Genomic DNA, 14,877 nt, shown 5'->3' with positions numbered 1-14,877 from the left:
CTGGCGTCGCATTATCGCGACGGCGTTTTTGTCGTTTTGCCCGGCGTGGGCCGGGCGTTGCCGGATGTCGTGCCGGGCTGTGCGGCAGCCGAAGCCGCCGGCGCGACGGGGGCGACGAGCTGCGGCGGATCGATCGGCTGAAATGTCTGCGCCGGACCGGCACGGCCCGGGAGCTTGATCGGGTCGAGCTGGTCCACGTCCTCGTGCAGAATCCGGCGAATCTCCAGAATGGCCTGCGGCGTTTCCTGCACGCTGTGTCCCGAGACAATCACGCGCTCGGACTGGGCCCCGGCAAGATGTGCGCTCGTATACGGCACCACACCGTCGGTCGATTCATTCAACGGTCCCTGTGCGCTGCGACGCGCGATGATCGAGTGGTACTGCACCTTCGGCGAGATCTTCAGCCCGGCGGCGGCGACCACATACGGGTCGTCGTCGCGCAACTGGTCGACGCTGTTCGGCACATAGCGCGTCTTGCCTTCGGACGGGGCGTCCTCCGTGCCGGTGGCGAAGTGCAGCACGTCGTCGATGCCCGAGAGCAGAGTGACCGGGAGCTTGATGAGGTTCGAGACCCAGCGTCCCAGACGATTGCGAGCGAACGGCGTACCCCGGTGCGGCGAGGCGATGAAGATCGCCCGTTCGAACTGCGGCACCGGCCCGAAGTGGAACAACGGATCGAGCCGGTCGCGCGCGCGATCGACCTGATCGTCGTTCAGGTGATAGTCGTTCTGGAAGACGTCCCAAAGCTCGTCGTCGGCACTCGACACCATCAGGCGCGCGATGACGCCGCCCATGCTGTGCCCGATGATCACGGCGTCGTGTGAGGCCGCGGACAAGCCGTCGGGGTCGAAATGCTTGAGCGTGGCGTCGAAGGCGTTGCGGATCGCCATCGCGTTCACGAGGATCGGCGAGTTCGTCGGGTAGTACACCTGCCAGACCTGGAAGTGCTGGCGCAGCGTGGCGTCGCCCTGGATCTCGTTGGCGAGGTTCACCCACGCCTCGGGGCTGCTGGCCAGCCCATGCAGCATCAAAATCACGCGACGGCCCGGATCGAACGGCTGCATCAGATAGATGTGCGGACGCACGATGCCGCGGTCCCGCCCGAAGAGCGTGCGCAACGACTGCCGGGCGAAGCCGGAGCGTGCCAGCCATAGCCCGTATCCGGCGGTGAAGTTGCCCGCGAGCGGCACCGTCTGACCGTTCAGTTCGACGGACGACTGCCGGTATGGGTCGTAGACGACCAGCGTGGCGACGTGCGTCGTCAGGACTTCTTCGAGTGTCGTGCCGTCAAAACGCAGCAGCAGCGTGAGCGATGGTGAAGGCATCTCGCTGAACACTTGCCCGGCATTCGGATCGGTGGCCCGTCGGAAGTCGCGCGACGCCTTGCTTTCACGCGCGTTGCGCGCGCCGCTGCTGCGGGCCTGACCGGGGGTGTCGTTGCGCGCCGAGTAGACGTTATCGATGTCAGGGCCGGTAGACGCGTCGCCTTGCGGGGCCGGTGTTCGGGAGATCGATGTGAGCGCGTCGGCTGCGGATTTCTCGTCGAGGACAGCCACCAGCTCTGCGCCGAAGCCGTCGCGCCGGTACTGGCTGCGCACCCCTGCAAATGACAGCGTGGAAGCGGGCAGGACCTCACGTGGATCGATGTGATTGCCGCCGAAGCGCACGCTGCTGGCGTCGACCGGCAACGTCCAGCCGGCCACCGCGTCGTCGCCGGTTGTCTGCGCGCGCCGGAACAGCGCGACGGAGAACGTCTGCACCGCGAAGTTGTAATAGTCGCGTACCTGCGTCTGACGGTCTTCGAACGCCCGCTCGCTGGATGGGCGGTCGCCGTAGAAGAGGTAGGCGTAGGCATAACGGGCGGTGCGCAGCCAGAGGTCGAATTGCGTGTCGTTCCACTGCCGGTCACCCGAGGGCGTTTGCGCGATGGCGAGTTGCATCGACATTTCGGCCATCGCGGCCAGCCGCCGGTCGATGTCGATTTCCTTCGCACGGCCCAGGGCGTCGATGCAATCGAGCGAGGTCCGGGCGCAGATCGTCTCGTCGAGACCCGCGACACGGACCGTTTCGTCGGTGGAGGCGCTCAGCTTGCCCGTGGACAGGATGTCGCCGCGCTTCATTGCGATGTACTGCTCCGGACCCAGCGAGCGCACTTCCACCATGGCACAGCCGGACAACCCGGCCATCATGACGGCGGCCGCCAGCGTGGCGATCCGACGCGCATGGCGGCGCCAGGACGCGTGACCCGCGCCGAAGTGCAGCGAGAGCGGCAGTCGAAGCATCGTCATGGCGTCACCTTCGGATCGTCGCCCGGCACGCCCTGGCGGATCAGCATCGAGAAGTCGGGCGAGTCGCCTGCCGCCAACGCCCGCGCGACGAAGTTGCCACGTTCCTGCAATTGCGCGTAGGTGAAGCCGGGCGTGAGGCCGCCCTGATCGAAGGCATATTCGGCGAAGTAGCCCGAGAGCAGCAGGCGGTAGTCGAGCGGCAGTCCGGGCGCGATGATCCGTGCCAGTTCGAACACGATAGTCGTGCAGTTGCTCGTGAGGGTGTTGTACCAGGCCGGTTCGTCGCGCAGCGCACGGGCGCGTTCGAGATAGCCGACGAAGACCTCACGAAGCTGTTGGGGCGGAATGTTCAGGCGATACAGATAGACGGTCTCGCCACGAACGTTGCTGCGCACGCGCAGGATGTCGCGCTCGTCGGCCGCCACCAGCGTGGCTTCGAAATCCTTGAAGAATCCGCCGACCGCCGAGAACTTCTGGCCTTGCTTCTTGCGGATCTCGATGGAGAACACCACGCGCTGGCCGTCGGAAAAGCCGAACGACACGAGCGTGTGGGCGATGGCGGGGCCCATCCAGTACGACAGCACGAGATCGGCGCTCACCAGCTTGTCGAGGTCGTACTCGCGGGTTTCCCAGCGCGGCGTGAAGTCCGTTTCGGTGCGCCACGCGAAGTTGCGAACGTTGTGCAGCGTGACGCGCGAACCGTCCTGTTGCGCATCGAGCAGTTGCGCCACGTCGGCGGCCCAGTTCCGGTCGTTCGACGGCCGGATCGTCTGCCACCACCCGACGAGCAGGATCATCGCGACCAGGAAGCCGAGCGGCCATCCCTTGAGCGACGCGCCTGCGCGCACCCGAAACAGCGCGATCATTGCGGCCACGCCGAGGGCCACCCACAGGGCGATGACGACGTAGCGCACGAGCGCCGGGCCCGGACAGCGGTAGGCGAGGGCCATGACACCCCAGGCGCACGCGCCCAGCACGACCAGCGCGAGAAACGAGCGCAGCACATAGACGTACCACGCGATAGGGCCGGCAAACGCGTCGCCGGCGTGAGATTGCAGTTGCACCATGTCGATCGAAGTCCGGCCGGGCCGGGCAGTCATACTCAGCGCAAAAGAATACCAGCAGAACGTGACGGAAAGGCATGACGGTACAATGCCCGCCACCCGACGAGTGCCACGGGCATCTTCGTCGTCACGCAGACTTCATGGGATTCGAATGCCGACACAGCAAGTACGCCGAACGTTCGACGCCAGCCTTCCGGCGCCCCGGGCTGTCCGGTCGACGGTCTTCGCCGGCGTTGTCTCACTCGCTGCGCTGATCGGATTGAGCGCCTGTACGACGCGGCCCTTCCAGCCCGCGCCACCGCTCCATGCCCTGTGGGCCAAACCGGGCGTCGACGAACCGGGCGTCCGCAGTGCCTTGCTCGCTTGCGGTTTTCCCGATTCGGCACACGTCGGGCCGGAGGCCATGACGACGAATGCCTATGCGGCGAGCGAACTGTGCATGATCGATCGCGGCTTCCGGTATCAGGACGGCCGGATTCTGTGCGCCACGTCGCCCCGACTGCCCGCGTGCGCCAACGTCCCGCGCGGCAAGACCTTCGGTACGGCGCCTGACTTCGATCCGACGACAGTCGAGCCGCGCGCACCGCTCCCGCCCGCCTATACCTATTGGACGAAGCAGGGAAGCGACGTCTCGACGGTCAGACGCGACATGACGGCGTGCGGCTACACCGAGCTGGACATGCCGTCCGACATGATGATGCTCAACGACGTGGCCGCCGCCCAGTTGTGCATGCTCGGCAAGGGATACCGGTACGGCAGGTCGTATCAGGCGTTGCTTTGCAAATCGATGCCGTCGCTGCCATCCTGCCGAGGCAAGGTCATCGACACGACGAACTGCTGCGCGCCGGCCAAGGCTGCCGGCCAGAAGTGACGTCGGGCCAACGGCCTCCCGTCACTTCCGGTCCGGTGCCGCCTGCGCCAGCTCGCTGTCCGACCAGCCGCCACCCAGATCGCCAATGAGCGACGTGGCGGCGAGCAGCCGCGACTCCTGCACGTTCAGCGCATTCTGTCGCGTCGTGAGTTGCGTTGTCTGCGCCGTGACGACCGTGGTGTAGTCCACGGTGCCCGCCTGATACTCGTTCATCGCGATGCGCGCGCCATCGGTCGCATCGCGCACTGCGGCCTCGAGCACCTGCGCCTGCTGTTCGAGAATGCGCAGCGAGGCCAGATCGTTCTCCACGCCCTGCAGAGCACTCAGCACGGTGCCTCGATAGCCCGCCACGGCGGCGTCGTAGGCGGCCCGGGCGGCGTCGACCCTGGCGCTGCGCGCACCGCCGTCGAACAGCGTCTGGCTGGCGCTCGCCCCCAGCGACCACACGTAGTTGGCGACCTTGAACAGGCCCGCCACCGGCGCGGCGGAGAAGCCGTCCGTGAGCGAGAGTGTGATGTTCGGGTAATACGCCGCGACCGCCACGCCGATCGCGGCGTTTTGTGCCGCCATCTGACGCTCGGCGACCGCGATGTCCGGTCGGCGCTGGAGCAGCGTCGACGGCAGACCGATCGGTACGTCCGGCAGGGTCGGCAGCGACGTGCTGTGCGCGATGCTGAGCGATTCCGGCGTGCGCCCCACCAGCACGGCGATCGCATGGGCGTATTGGGCGCGCGCGACGCCCAGCGCGATCAGGCTCGCGCGCGCATTCTCCAACTGCGTGCGGGCTGTGATGACATCGGACGGCGGGACCGTTCCGGCCCGGTCCTGATCGGCGACCACGCGCAGGTATTCCGTGTAGGCCTCGACCGTCTGCGTGAGCAAGTCGATGTTGGCATCCGTGATGCGCAGATCGATGACCGCGTTGGCCAGCGCGATCTGCTCAGAGAGGGTGGCGTTGGCCAGTGTCGCCTGACTGGCCTGCGCTGTCGCGCTGCTCTGTTCGACCGCGCGGCGTACCTGCCCCCAGATGTCAGGGGCCCAGCTCACGGTGCCTTCGGCCGATGCCGAATTGACGATATTCGCGCCGTTGCGCGAGGCCAGTGCCGCGGTCGTGCTCGCGCCGCCGCTGGTGCCACGCGAGCGATTGGCGGACGCGTCGATACCGATCGTCGGGAACAGGCCCGCCCGGGCTTGCCGCACTTCCGCGAGCGCTTCCTGATAATTCGCGTAGCTCTGGCGCACGGTCTCGTTCGAGACCTGCACCTGTGGCTCCAGCGTATCGAGCAACGGGTCGTGAAAAGCCTTCCACCACTCGCCCTTGGGGCCTTCTGCATCGGGGCGTGCCTGTGTCCAGCCGTCGAGTTCCGTGAACCGGGTGGGCATGTCGACGACCGGACGCTGGTAGTCCGGGCCGACGGCGCACCCGTCGAGCAATCCCAGTACTGCTGCACAAATCATCGCGAGGGGCAGACGGCGCAACACCGGCGAGCGCGATGAAGGCGGGGTCGATGCCCGGTGGGTCGTTTCGGTCGGTGTCATGGTCAGACCTCCGTACCCGGCTGACGATGCCAGGGCAGGCGTGCGGACCAGCGTGCCAGACGGGCGCGCAAACGGTCCAGATACAGATAGATGACGGGTGTCGTATAGAGCGTGAAGACCTGGCTGAGCAGCAGGCCGCCCATGACGGTGACGCCCAGCGGCTGGCGCAGCGACGCCCCCTGGCCGAGGGCGATGGCCAGCGGCACGGCGCCGAGCACGGCGGCGAACGTCGTCATCATGATGGGGCGCAGCCGTACGACGGCCGCCTGATGAATCGCCTGCTTGGCCTCCATGCCCTGATGACGCTGCAACTGAATGGCCACGTCGACCATCATGATCCCGTTCTTCTTGACGATGCCGATGAGCAGGATCATGCCGATCATGGCGATGACGGAGAACGGCGTGCCGAAGATCAGCAGCGCGAGGGTTGCGCCGATCCCGGCCGAGGGCAGCGTCGAGAGGATGGTCAGCGGGTGGATCGTGTTCTCGTACAGTACGCCGAGTACGATATACACCACCCCCAATGCCGCCAGAATCAGCAAGGGCACCGTGCCCATCGATTGCGAGTAAGCCTGTGCGGCCCCCGCGAACGCGCCGTGGATCGACGCGGGCATGCCGATGGCACGCGTCGCCTCGTCGATGGCGATCTGGGCCTGACTCAGCGAACCGCCCGGGGGCAGGTTGAACGATACGGTGGCCGCCACCATGCCGCCCTGGTGATTGACCTGCGTGGCGGTGTGACGGGCACGGAAGCTGGCGAGTGCCGTGAGCGGCACCATCGTCTCTGCGGCGGTGCTGTCGGCGCTGCCGCTCGAATTTCCGCCACGGCTGTTCGAAATGGCGTTGTTCTGCTGGTTGGCGACGGCGTTGGCGTTCTGCGCATTGGTGCCCGAGGCCGTGCTCTTCGTGCTCGTTGCGCTGACGGTCTTGCCCGACATCTGCGTCTGCGCCGTGCCATTGGCGTTGCCCGCCGCAGTGCTGAGGTAGATCTGGTCGAGCGATGTCGGGTACTGCCAGTACTTCGGTGCGACTTCCATCACGACAAAGTACTGATTGATCGGGTTGTAGATCGTGGAGACGGTGCGTTGACCGAACGCGTCATACAGCACGTTATCGATCTGGTTCGGTTGCAGATTGAAGCGCGCTGCCGTCGAACGGTGGATGTTCACGTACATCTGCAAGCCGTTCTGCTGGAGGTCGGTATTGACGTCCGTCATGGTCTGACGGTGCTTGCCCAGTTCGGTGACGAGTTTCGGCACCCACTTGTACAGTGCCTGTGCGTCGTCGCTCGTCAGCGTGTACTGGTATTCGGCCGCCGACTGACGCCCGCCGATGCGCAGATCCTGCTGGGCCTGCAAGAACAGCCGCGCGCCGGAGACGCCGTTGAGCTTCGGCCGCAGGCGGTTCACGACGGCGGCTGCCGACAGTCGGCGTTCCGAGAGCGGCTTCAACTGGACGAAGACGGTGGCCGAGTTCAACGAGCGTCCTCCGGTGAAGCCCGCGACCGAGGCCACGGCCGGATCCGTCTGCACGATGGTCTGCAACTGCTCCAGCTTCTGGCGCATGGCGGGGAACGAAATGCTCTGGTCGGCCTGGATCTGGCCGATCAGAATGCCGGTGTCCTGCTCCGGAAAGAAGGTCGCGGGCAGCAAGCGAAACAGGAACAGGTTGCCCACGAGCAGACCCAGCATCACCAGTCCGACGAGGCCCGCGTGATCGAGCACGGCGGCGAGCGATCGCGAGTAGGCGTCGCGAAAGCGGTCGAACTGGCGGCCGATCCATTGTGACCAGCGGGCTTCGGATGTTGCCGATTCGCGCGTCAGCACGTAGGCGCAAAGTGTTGGCGTGACCGTGAGCGAAATCACCATCGAGATCAGGATGGCGATGGAGAGCGTGACGGCGAACTCGTGAAACAGCAGCCCGACGATGCCCGGCATGAGCAGAATCGGCAGGAACACGGCGATCAGCGACAGGCTCATCGACAGGACCGTGAAGCCGACTTCCCCGGCGCCGATCAGTGCCGCCTCCTTGGGCGGCACGCCGAGCTCGAGATGGCGGACGATGTTCTCCATGACGACCACGGCGTCGTCCACGACGAAGCCGGTGCCGATGGTCAGGGCCATGAGCGAGAGGTTGTCGAGACTGTAGCCGAGCAGATACATCGGCCCGAACGTACCGACGATCGACAGCGGCAGCACGACGGCGGGAATCAGCGTCGAGCGGGCCGAGCGCAGAAAGACGAAGACCACGCCGATGACCAGCAGCACTGCCAGGATCAGCGTGCGTTCGGTGTCCCCCAGCGAGGCCTCGACCGACACCGACCGGTCGAGCGCCACATTCACCTTGATGTCGTGTGGCAGCGTGGCTTCGACCAGCGGCAGGATGCTGCGGATCTGCCTGACGGTTTTCACAACGTTGCTGCCCGGCGACGGATACACGATGACCAGCACGGCCGGCTTGTTGTTGAACAGCCCGGCGTTGCGGATGTTCTCGTTGCTGTCGCGCACGAGCGCAATGTCGCGCAGCAGCACGGGCGCGCCGTTGCGGTAGGCGACAACGAGGTCCTTGTAGCCGTCGGCCTTGCTGATCTGGTCGTTGGAGGTGACCTGAAAGCGTTGATCGCCCTGATCCAGATGGCCCTTGGCGCTGTTGGCGTTGGCCGAGGACAGTGCGGCGCGCACGTCTTCCAGACCGATGCCGTAGCTATTGAGCTTGCCCGGTTCGAGTTCGACGCGAACCGATGGCAGCGCGCCGCCGCCGACCGTGATCTGGCCGACGCCGTCCACCTGCGAGAGTTGCTGGAGGATGACCGAGTCGGCCGAGTCGTAGAGCTGGGCGGTCGTGAGCGTGGCCGAGGTCAGTGCAATCACCATGACCGGCGTGTCGGCCGGATTGAACTTGCGATAGCTCGGGTTGCTGCGCAAGGTGCTCGGCAGATCGGCGCGCGCGGCCTGAATGGCGGCCTCGACGTCGCGCGCCGCCCCTTCGATGTCGCGCTTGAGGCCGAACACCACCGGGATCGATACCGAGCCGACTGTGCTCGTCGAGGTCAGTTCGGTGACGTCGGCAATCACCCCGAGACGGCGCTCCAGCGGCTCGGCCACCGTCGACGCCATGATCTCGGGGCTGGCACCCGCCATGCTGGCCTGCACCGCGATCACCGGGAAAGCGACGTTGGGCAGCGGCGCCACGGGCAGCCGCAGATACGCGAGAAACCCGGAAATCAGGACCGCGATCGCCAACAGTGTCGTGGCTACCGGGCGCTTGATGAAGAGCGCGGAGAGATTCACTGCGCGTCTCCCGGGGGATCGGCAGGCGGTGAACCGCCATTACCAGCCTTGCGCGCGCGCCGGTCGGCGCGCCGTTCACGAACGCGCGCGGCCAGTCGGTCGAAGTACAGGTAGATGACCGGTGTCGTGAACAGCGTGAGCAACTGGCTGAGGGCGAGGCCGCCGATGATCGCCAGGCCCAGCGGGCGGCGCAGTTCCGAGCCGGTGCCCGAGCCGAGGAGCATCGGCAGGGCGCCGAGCATGGCCGCGAGCGTGGTCATCAGGATCGGGCGAAAGCGCAGCAGCGACGCCTCGAAGATCGCCTCGCGCGGCGGCTTGTGCTGCGAGCGTTCGGCGTCGAGCGCGAAGTCGACCATCATGATGGCGTTTTTCTTGACGATGCCGATGAGCAGCACGATACCGATGATGCCGATCACGTCGAGATCGTTTCCGGTGAGCATGAGCGCGAGCAGGGCGCCAATACCGGCCGAGGGCAGCGTCGAGAGAATCGTCACCGGGTGGATGAAGCTCTCGTAAAGCACGCCCAGCACGATGTAGACAGCGACGAGGGCGGCGACCAGCAGATAGACCTCGCTCGAGAGCGAGTCTTCGAACGCCTGCGCGGCGCCCTGGAAGGACGACGCAATCGACGCCGGCAGATGCACGGCCTGCTCGGCATTGCGGATTTCCTTGACCGCGCTCGACAGCGAGGCACCCGGGGCAAGGTTGAATGACACCGTCACGGCCGGGAATTGCTGCAAATGGCTGATGGCGAGCGGCGTGCGCACGATCTTGAGCGAGGCGATGGCCGAGAGCGGCACCTGTCCGCTGGCGCTCGTCTGGCTCGGCAGGTAGATCGTGCCCAGCGACTGAATCGTGTTCAGCGATTCCGGTTTGGCCACCAGAATGACCCGGTACTGATTCGACTGTTCGAAGATCGTCGACACGATGCGCTGCCCGAGGGCGTCATATAGCGCGTTGTCGATGGTCGCGGGGGTAATGCCGTAGCGCGCGGCGAGTTGACGATTGACTTCCACCCGGATCGACAGGCCGCTCGTGTCGAGGTCGCTCGCCACGTCGGTGATCGACGAAATCTGCTTCATGCGCGCAATCAACGGTGGCACGTATTGCGAGAGCGTGGCCTGATCGGGGCCGCGCAGCACGAACTTGTACTGGTTCGGCGAGACGGTGGTGTCGAGCGTCAGGTCTTGTGCGGGTTGGACATACAGGCGGATGCCGGGCACCTTCGCGGTGGCCTGCTGAAGCCGCCGGCCGATCTCGGCGGCTGTCTCGCTGCGGTCGTCGCGGGCCTTGAGGTTGATGAGGAACCGCCCGTTGTTGAGCGTGGTATTGATGCCGTCGATCCCGACGTAGGAGGTGATCGAGGTGACATCCGGGTCTTGCAGCACCACATCGGCAAGTGCCGCCTGACGGTTGACCATCGCCGCATACGACACGGAGTTGTCCGCGACGGTGATGCCTTGCAGCACGCCGACGTCCTGCACCGGGAAGAGCCCCTTCGGGATGACGATGTACAGCACGACAGTCAGTACCACCGTGGCGATGGCCACCATGAGCGTGAGGAACTGGTGGTCGAGTACCCATTTCAGTCCGCGCTCGTATGCCGCCAGCGTTTTGTCGAACACGCGCTCGCTCAGCCGCTCGAAGCGGCTCGGATGCCGTTCCTCCTGCGCACGGAGAATCCGCGCGCACAGCATTGGCACGACCGTGAGCGAGACGATGGCCGATATCACGATGGTGACCGCGAGCGTGACCGCGAATTCGCCAAAGAGCCGCCCGATCACGCCCCCCATGAAGAGCAGCGGGATCAGCACGGCAATGAGCGAGATCGTGAGCGACAGGATCGTGAAGCCGATCTGCCCCGCGCCTGCTAGCGCCGCCTCAAGTGGCGGCATGCCCGCTTCGAGATAACGCACCACGTTCTCGATCATGACGATGGAGTCGTCGACCACGAAGCCTGTCGCAATGATCAGCGCCATGAGCGACAGGTTGTCGATCGAGTAACCAAGCTCGTACATCACGGCGAGCGTGGCGATCAGGGAGACCGGCACCGAAATGCTCGGAATGATGGTGGCCGGCACGTTGCGCAGGAACACGAAGATCACCGCGACGACGAGCACCACGGCCAGCACAAGCTCGAACGCAGCGTCGTTGACCGATGCCCGGATCACCCCCGTGCTGTCGGAAACCACGCTCACCTCCATGCCTGCGGGCAGTGTGGCTTCGAGTTGCGGCAGCGCTCGCTTGATCTGGTCGACGGTCGCAATCACGTTCGCACCGGGCTGGCGCTGCACGTTGAGCACGATGGCCGGTGTCTTGCCCAGCCAGGCGCCGCGCTCGACGTCCTGCGCGGCCTTGCTCACGTGTGCGACATCGCGCAGGTACACGGGATTGCCGTTCTGGTACGCGATGACGGTGTCCAGATAGTCCTGCGGGTCGGTGATCTGGTCGTTGGCATCGAGCGTGTAATCGAGTTCGGGGCCGTCGAAGTTGCCTTTCGGCTGGCTCACGTTCACGTTTGCCAGCAGGGTGCGCAGGTCGTCGAGATTCAGGCCGTAAGCGGACAGCTTGTGCGGATCGGCCTCTACGCGCACCGCAGGAACGTTGCCCCCGGCGAGCGTCACGACCCCCACGCCGGCGACTTGCGAGATCTTCGCGGCGAGCCGGTTGTTGGCGGCGTCCTGCAACTGGGTGAGCGAGAGCGACTTCGACGTGACGGCCAGCGTCATGATCGGCTGGTCGGCCGGGTTGACCTTCGCATAGGTCGGCGGGGCGGGCAGTCCGCTCGGCAACAGGCTGGTCGCCGCGTTGATCGCCTGCTGCACGTTCTGCTGCGCCACGTCGAGATTGAGCGAGAGGTCGAACTGCAGGGTGATGATCGACGACCCCTCGGCGCTATACGAGATCATTTGCTGCAGACCCGGAATCTGTCCGAGCTGCACTTCGAGCGGCGCGGTCACGGTCGTCGCCATGACCGACGGGCTCGCGCCGGGATAGAACGTCTGTACCTGAATGGTCGGATAGTCGACGCTCGGCAGCGACGATACCGGCAGCACCCGCACGGCCACCAGTCCGACCAGCACGAGCGCGATCATGAGCAGCCAGGTTGCCACCGGGCGCAGGATGAAGATTCGCGAGAAGTTCATGAGCGGGTCGTCGACGGCGTCCGGGGCAGCGGGCGCCGGATCATTGCGCGGCCGGGGCCGACGCGCCGGATGCCGTTACGGGGCGATGCCCCCCACGGTGCCCGGACGCTGCACCGTCGCCGGCTGGCGACGCGCCTGCCGCACCGCTCGCAGCACCGCCCGCCGCACCGCTCGCAGCGCCGGCCAGCGCGATGTGCGCACCGTCGCTCAGCCGGTCCATGCCGTCGGTCACGACCGTGTCCCCGGCATTCAGGCCTGCCGTGATCACCGTGTGCTTGCCGTCGCTCGGCCCGATCGTGACCTTGCGCAGCGACACGGTGTTGTTCGGGGTCACGACATACACGAACTCGCCGGGTGCGCCGCTCTGCACGGCGGGCGTGGGGGCGAGCACCACGTGCTGGAGCGTGTCGACCAGCAGCTTGACGTTGACGAACTCCTGCGGGAACAGCACCTCGTCGTCGTTGGCGAAGCGCGCGCGCAGCGTGACCGTGCCGGTCGACGTGGCCATCTGGTTGCTCACGGCGTAGAGGGAGCCGGTGGCGAGCTGTTCGGTGTTGTCGCTGGAGAAGGCGGTCACGGTGAGCGGCGTGCCGGTGCGGTAGCGCTTCATGACGGCGGGCAGGGCGTTCTGCGCCACGGTGAACTCGACCGTGGTCGGCTTGATGCTCGTGATGACCGCGATGCCGGTCGTGCTCGTCGACGTGACATAGTTGCCCGGATCGACGAGGCGCAGGCCGACGCGCCCCGACACCGGGGCGGTAATGCGGCAGTAGGTGAGATCGAGTTCGAATTGCTTGATGTTGGCCAGATCTGCCTTCACGGCGGCTTGATCCTGCGCGACGGTGAACTGCTGGTCGGTGAACGTTTGCTCGGCAATGGACTTCTGCGCGTGGAGCTGCGTGTAGCGCGCCAGATCGGCCTGCGCCTGCGCGAGCGCCGCGCGGTCCTTGGCCAGTTGCGCCTGCGCCTGTTCCTTGCTGATTTCGTACTGACGCGGGTCGATCTGGGCGAGGAACTGGCCCTGTTTGACGTCTTGCCCTTCCTGGTAGCCGACCTGCGTGAGGTAGCCGCTCAACTGGGGCAGCACCGTGACGGTCGCTTCCGGCGTGACCGTGCCGAGCGACGTGATCGTGACCGGCATCTCGCCATATGCCACCCGGGCAACAGAGACGATTAGCGGTTGTGCGGTACGCGCAGTGGTATGCCGATGCAGCAAGTGCCATGCGATCCATGCGATCAGCACGACAATGACGATGCCGATCCACAGCGCCGTGCGGCGCTTCTTCGGTGCTTGCGGCTGCTGCGCCGGAGGCGGTGGCGCCCCGGTGCCCGACGTCTTGTCCATGTCTGCCTCCCCCCGGCACGGTGCCGGGAAGCGTCCCGGAACGGCCCGGGATGCCACGTTTAGCAGTCTAGCGACGGGGGTGCCGGTTTTGGCGGCACGCGCAGGCGCCGGAGGTTACGGCGTGTTACCTGCTGGCGCACGGAAATCGGAATGGCCGAGGCAGCGAACGGCGTCGCATAGTCTCGAGATTACAAGGAAAAAGCCGTGCGCGGACGGTGGCGGGTGGGGGCGTTGCGCGCAGGGGGACGAGAACCGTCCCCCTGTTACATCGTGTTACCGCAGGGCTGCCCGGTAAGGCGCGGGAAGCCTGCGTCGGCCGTTCTCAGACCGCCGGGCGGTTTGCCGTGCGGCGCAGAGAGAGGCGTTGGGCAATGCGGCCGAGAGCGCGCACCTGTTGTGCAATCACGCCCATGCCGTACCGGCGCGAGCGCCCTTGCGGGGCAGGCAATTGATCGCGAATGCCGGTCGGTTCGACCTGGCGTTCCCACGACGCCGTGCGGAACAGCATGTCCCACCACGGGAACAGCACGCCAAAGTTGCAGCCATAACGCGTGCCCTCGTGGCCATAGCCGATGGCGTGGTGGCGGCGGTGGAACGTCGGGCTCACGATCAGCCGTTCGAGCACCGGGCCGAACGGCAGGCGGGCGTTGACGTGCTGAACGCTCTGCAGGAAGTTACCGACCGCCACGAGCACCACGTACTGTGCCGGCTGCACCCCGATGAACAGCGCGATCGCGGCGAAGAAACCGGCCTGGATCACGTCGTCGAGGAAATGGTTGCGATCGTCGGACCACAACGACATCTGTTGCTGGCTGTGATGCACCGCGTGCAATTCCCACCAGACGCCGAAGCGGTGCTGCCAGCGGTGATACCAGTAACCCGCGAAGTCCAGCACGGTCAGATACAGCAGGAACGACACGAGCGGCTGGTCTGTCACGCCGGGCCACAGCCCGTCGAGGTCGATGGCCGGCAAGCCGTGGATCACCATCTGGCTCTGCAGGCCGTTGAAGACGGGCTGGAGTACCACGAAGAACAGCAGGTTCAGAATGCCGAGCTTGGCGATCCACGTGTAGATCACGTCGGCGCGCACCTGGCGGCGGTCCTGCCATTGCTCGACCGGACGCAGCGCCTCCAGCGGGCGCAGCAGTGCATAGGTCAGCCCGATCTGAACGACACCGATCAGTACCCAGTACAGCGCGTCGTAGATATCGTCGTCATAGCCCATCAGGTTGAAGTGGAACAGCAACGGCTGCACCACGTCCACGTAGACGAGCGTTTGCACGGCGGAGATGCCGCTATCGACGAAATTGATCGCTTCCTGAATCATCTGGCTG

Annotated in this window: 8 protein-coding genes; 1 reads left to right on the top strand and 7 read right to left on the bottom strand. The window is 65.8% G+C overall.

Features of this window, described 5'->3' with window-relative positions; all coding sequences use genetic code 11:
* Positions 1-11: 11 nt before the first annotated feature.
* Positions 12-2,288, bottom strand: coding sequence for an esterase/lipase family protein (locus ABWO90_RS08810; protein WP_353190834.1), 2,277 nt, complete (start codon positions 2,286-2,288; stop codon positions 12-14).
* Positions 2,285-3,355, bottom strand: a complete 1,071-nt coding sequence (locus ABWO90_RS08805; protein ID WP_502922576.1) for an Lnb N-terminal periplasmic domain-containing protein — start codon at positions 3,353-3,355, stop codon at positions 2,285-2,287. The genes ABWO90_RS08810 and ABWO90_RS08805 overlap by 4 nt, the downstream gene beginning before the upstream one ends.
* A gap of 148 nt (positions 3,356-3,503) precedes the next feature.
* Here ABWO90_RS08805 and ABWO90_RS08800 point away from each other — a divergent pair, with 148 nt between their 5' ends.
* Positions 3,504-4,223 carry a hypothetical protein gene (locus tag ABWO90_RS08800; RefSeq protein WP_353190833.1) on the top strand — a complete coding sequence of 240 codons (720 nt, stop codon included), beginning with the start codon at positions 3,504-3,506 and terminating at the stop codon, positions 4,221-4,223.
* A gap of 21 nt (positions 4,224-4,244) precedes the next feature.
* Here ABWO90_RS08800 and ABWO90_RS08795 read toward each other — a convergent pair whose 3' ends face one another.
* The 5 genes from ABWO90_RS08795 to ABWO90_RS08775 form a co-directional block, all read right to left on the bottom strand.
* The gene (locus tag ABWO90_RS08795) at positions 4,245-5,681 is read right to left on the bottom strand and encodes an efflux transporter outer membrane subunit (RefSeq protein ID WP_353190948.1); all 1,437 of its coding nucleotides are present in this window, start codon (positions 5,679-5,681) and stop codon (positions 4,245-4,247) included.
* A gap of 83 nt (positions 5,682-5,764) precedes the next feature.
* Positions 5,765-9,052 carry an efflux RND transporter permease subunit gene (locus tag ABWO90_RS08790; RefSeq protein WP_353190832.1) on the bottom strand — a complete coding sequence of 1,096 codons (3,288 nt, stop codon included), beginning with the start codon at positions 9,050-9,052 and terminating at the stop codon, positions 5,765-5,767.
* The gene (locus ABWO90_RS08785) at positions 9,049-12,198 is read right to left on the bottom strand and encodes an efflux RND transporter permease subunit (RefSeq protein WP_353190831.1); all 3,150 of its coding nucleotides are present in this window, start codon (positions 12,196-12,198) and stop codon (positions 9,049-9,051) included. The genes ABWO90_RS08790 and ABWO90_RS08785 overlap by 4 nt, the downstream gene beginning before the upstream one ends.
* A gap of 40 nt (positions 12,199-12,238) precedes the next feature.
* Positions 12,239-13,543: an efflux RND transporter periplasmic adaptor subunit gene (locus ABWO90_RS08780; RefSeq protein ID WP_353190830.1), complete on the bottom strand. Its 1,305-nt coding sequence runs from the start codon at positions 13,541-13,543 to the stop codon at positions 12,239-12,241.
* Positions 13,544-13,865: 322 nt separating this feature from the next.
* On the bottom strand, positions 13,866-14,870 hold the full coding sequence (locus tag ABWO90_RS08775) for a sterol desaturase family protein (RefSeq protein WP_353190829.1): 1,005 nt from the start codon (positions 14,868-14,870) through the stop codon (positions 13,866-13,868).
* Between the last annotated feature and the right edge of the window lie 7 nt (positions 14,871-14,877).

This window comes from Pandoraea pnomenusa (assembly GCF_040391475.1).
GTDB classification, from domain to species: Bacteria; Pseudomonadota; Gammaproteobacteria; order Burkholderiales; family Burkholderiaceae; genus Pandoraea; species Pandoraea pnomenusa_C.
This window is presented reverse-complemented; position numbering and strand designations above follow the sequence as displayed.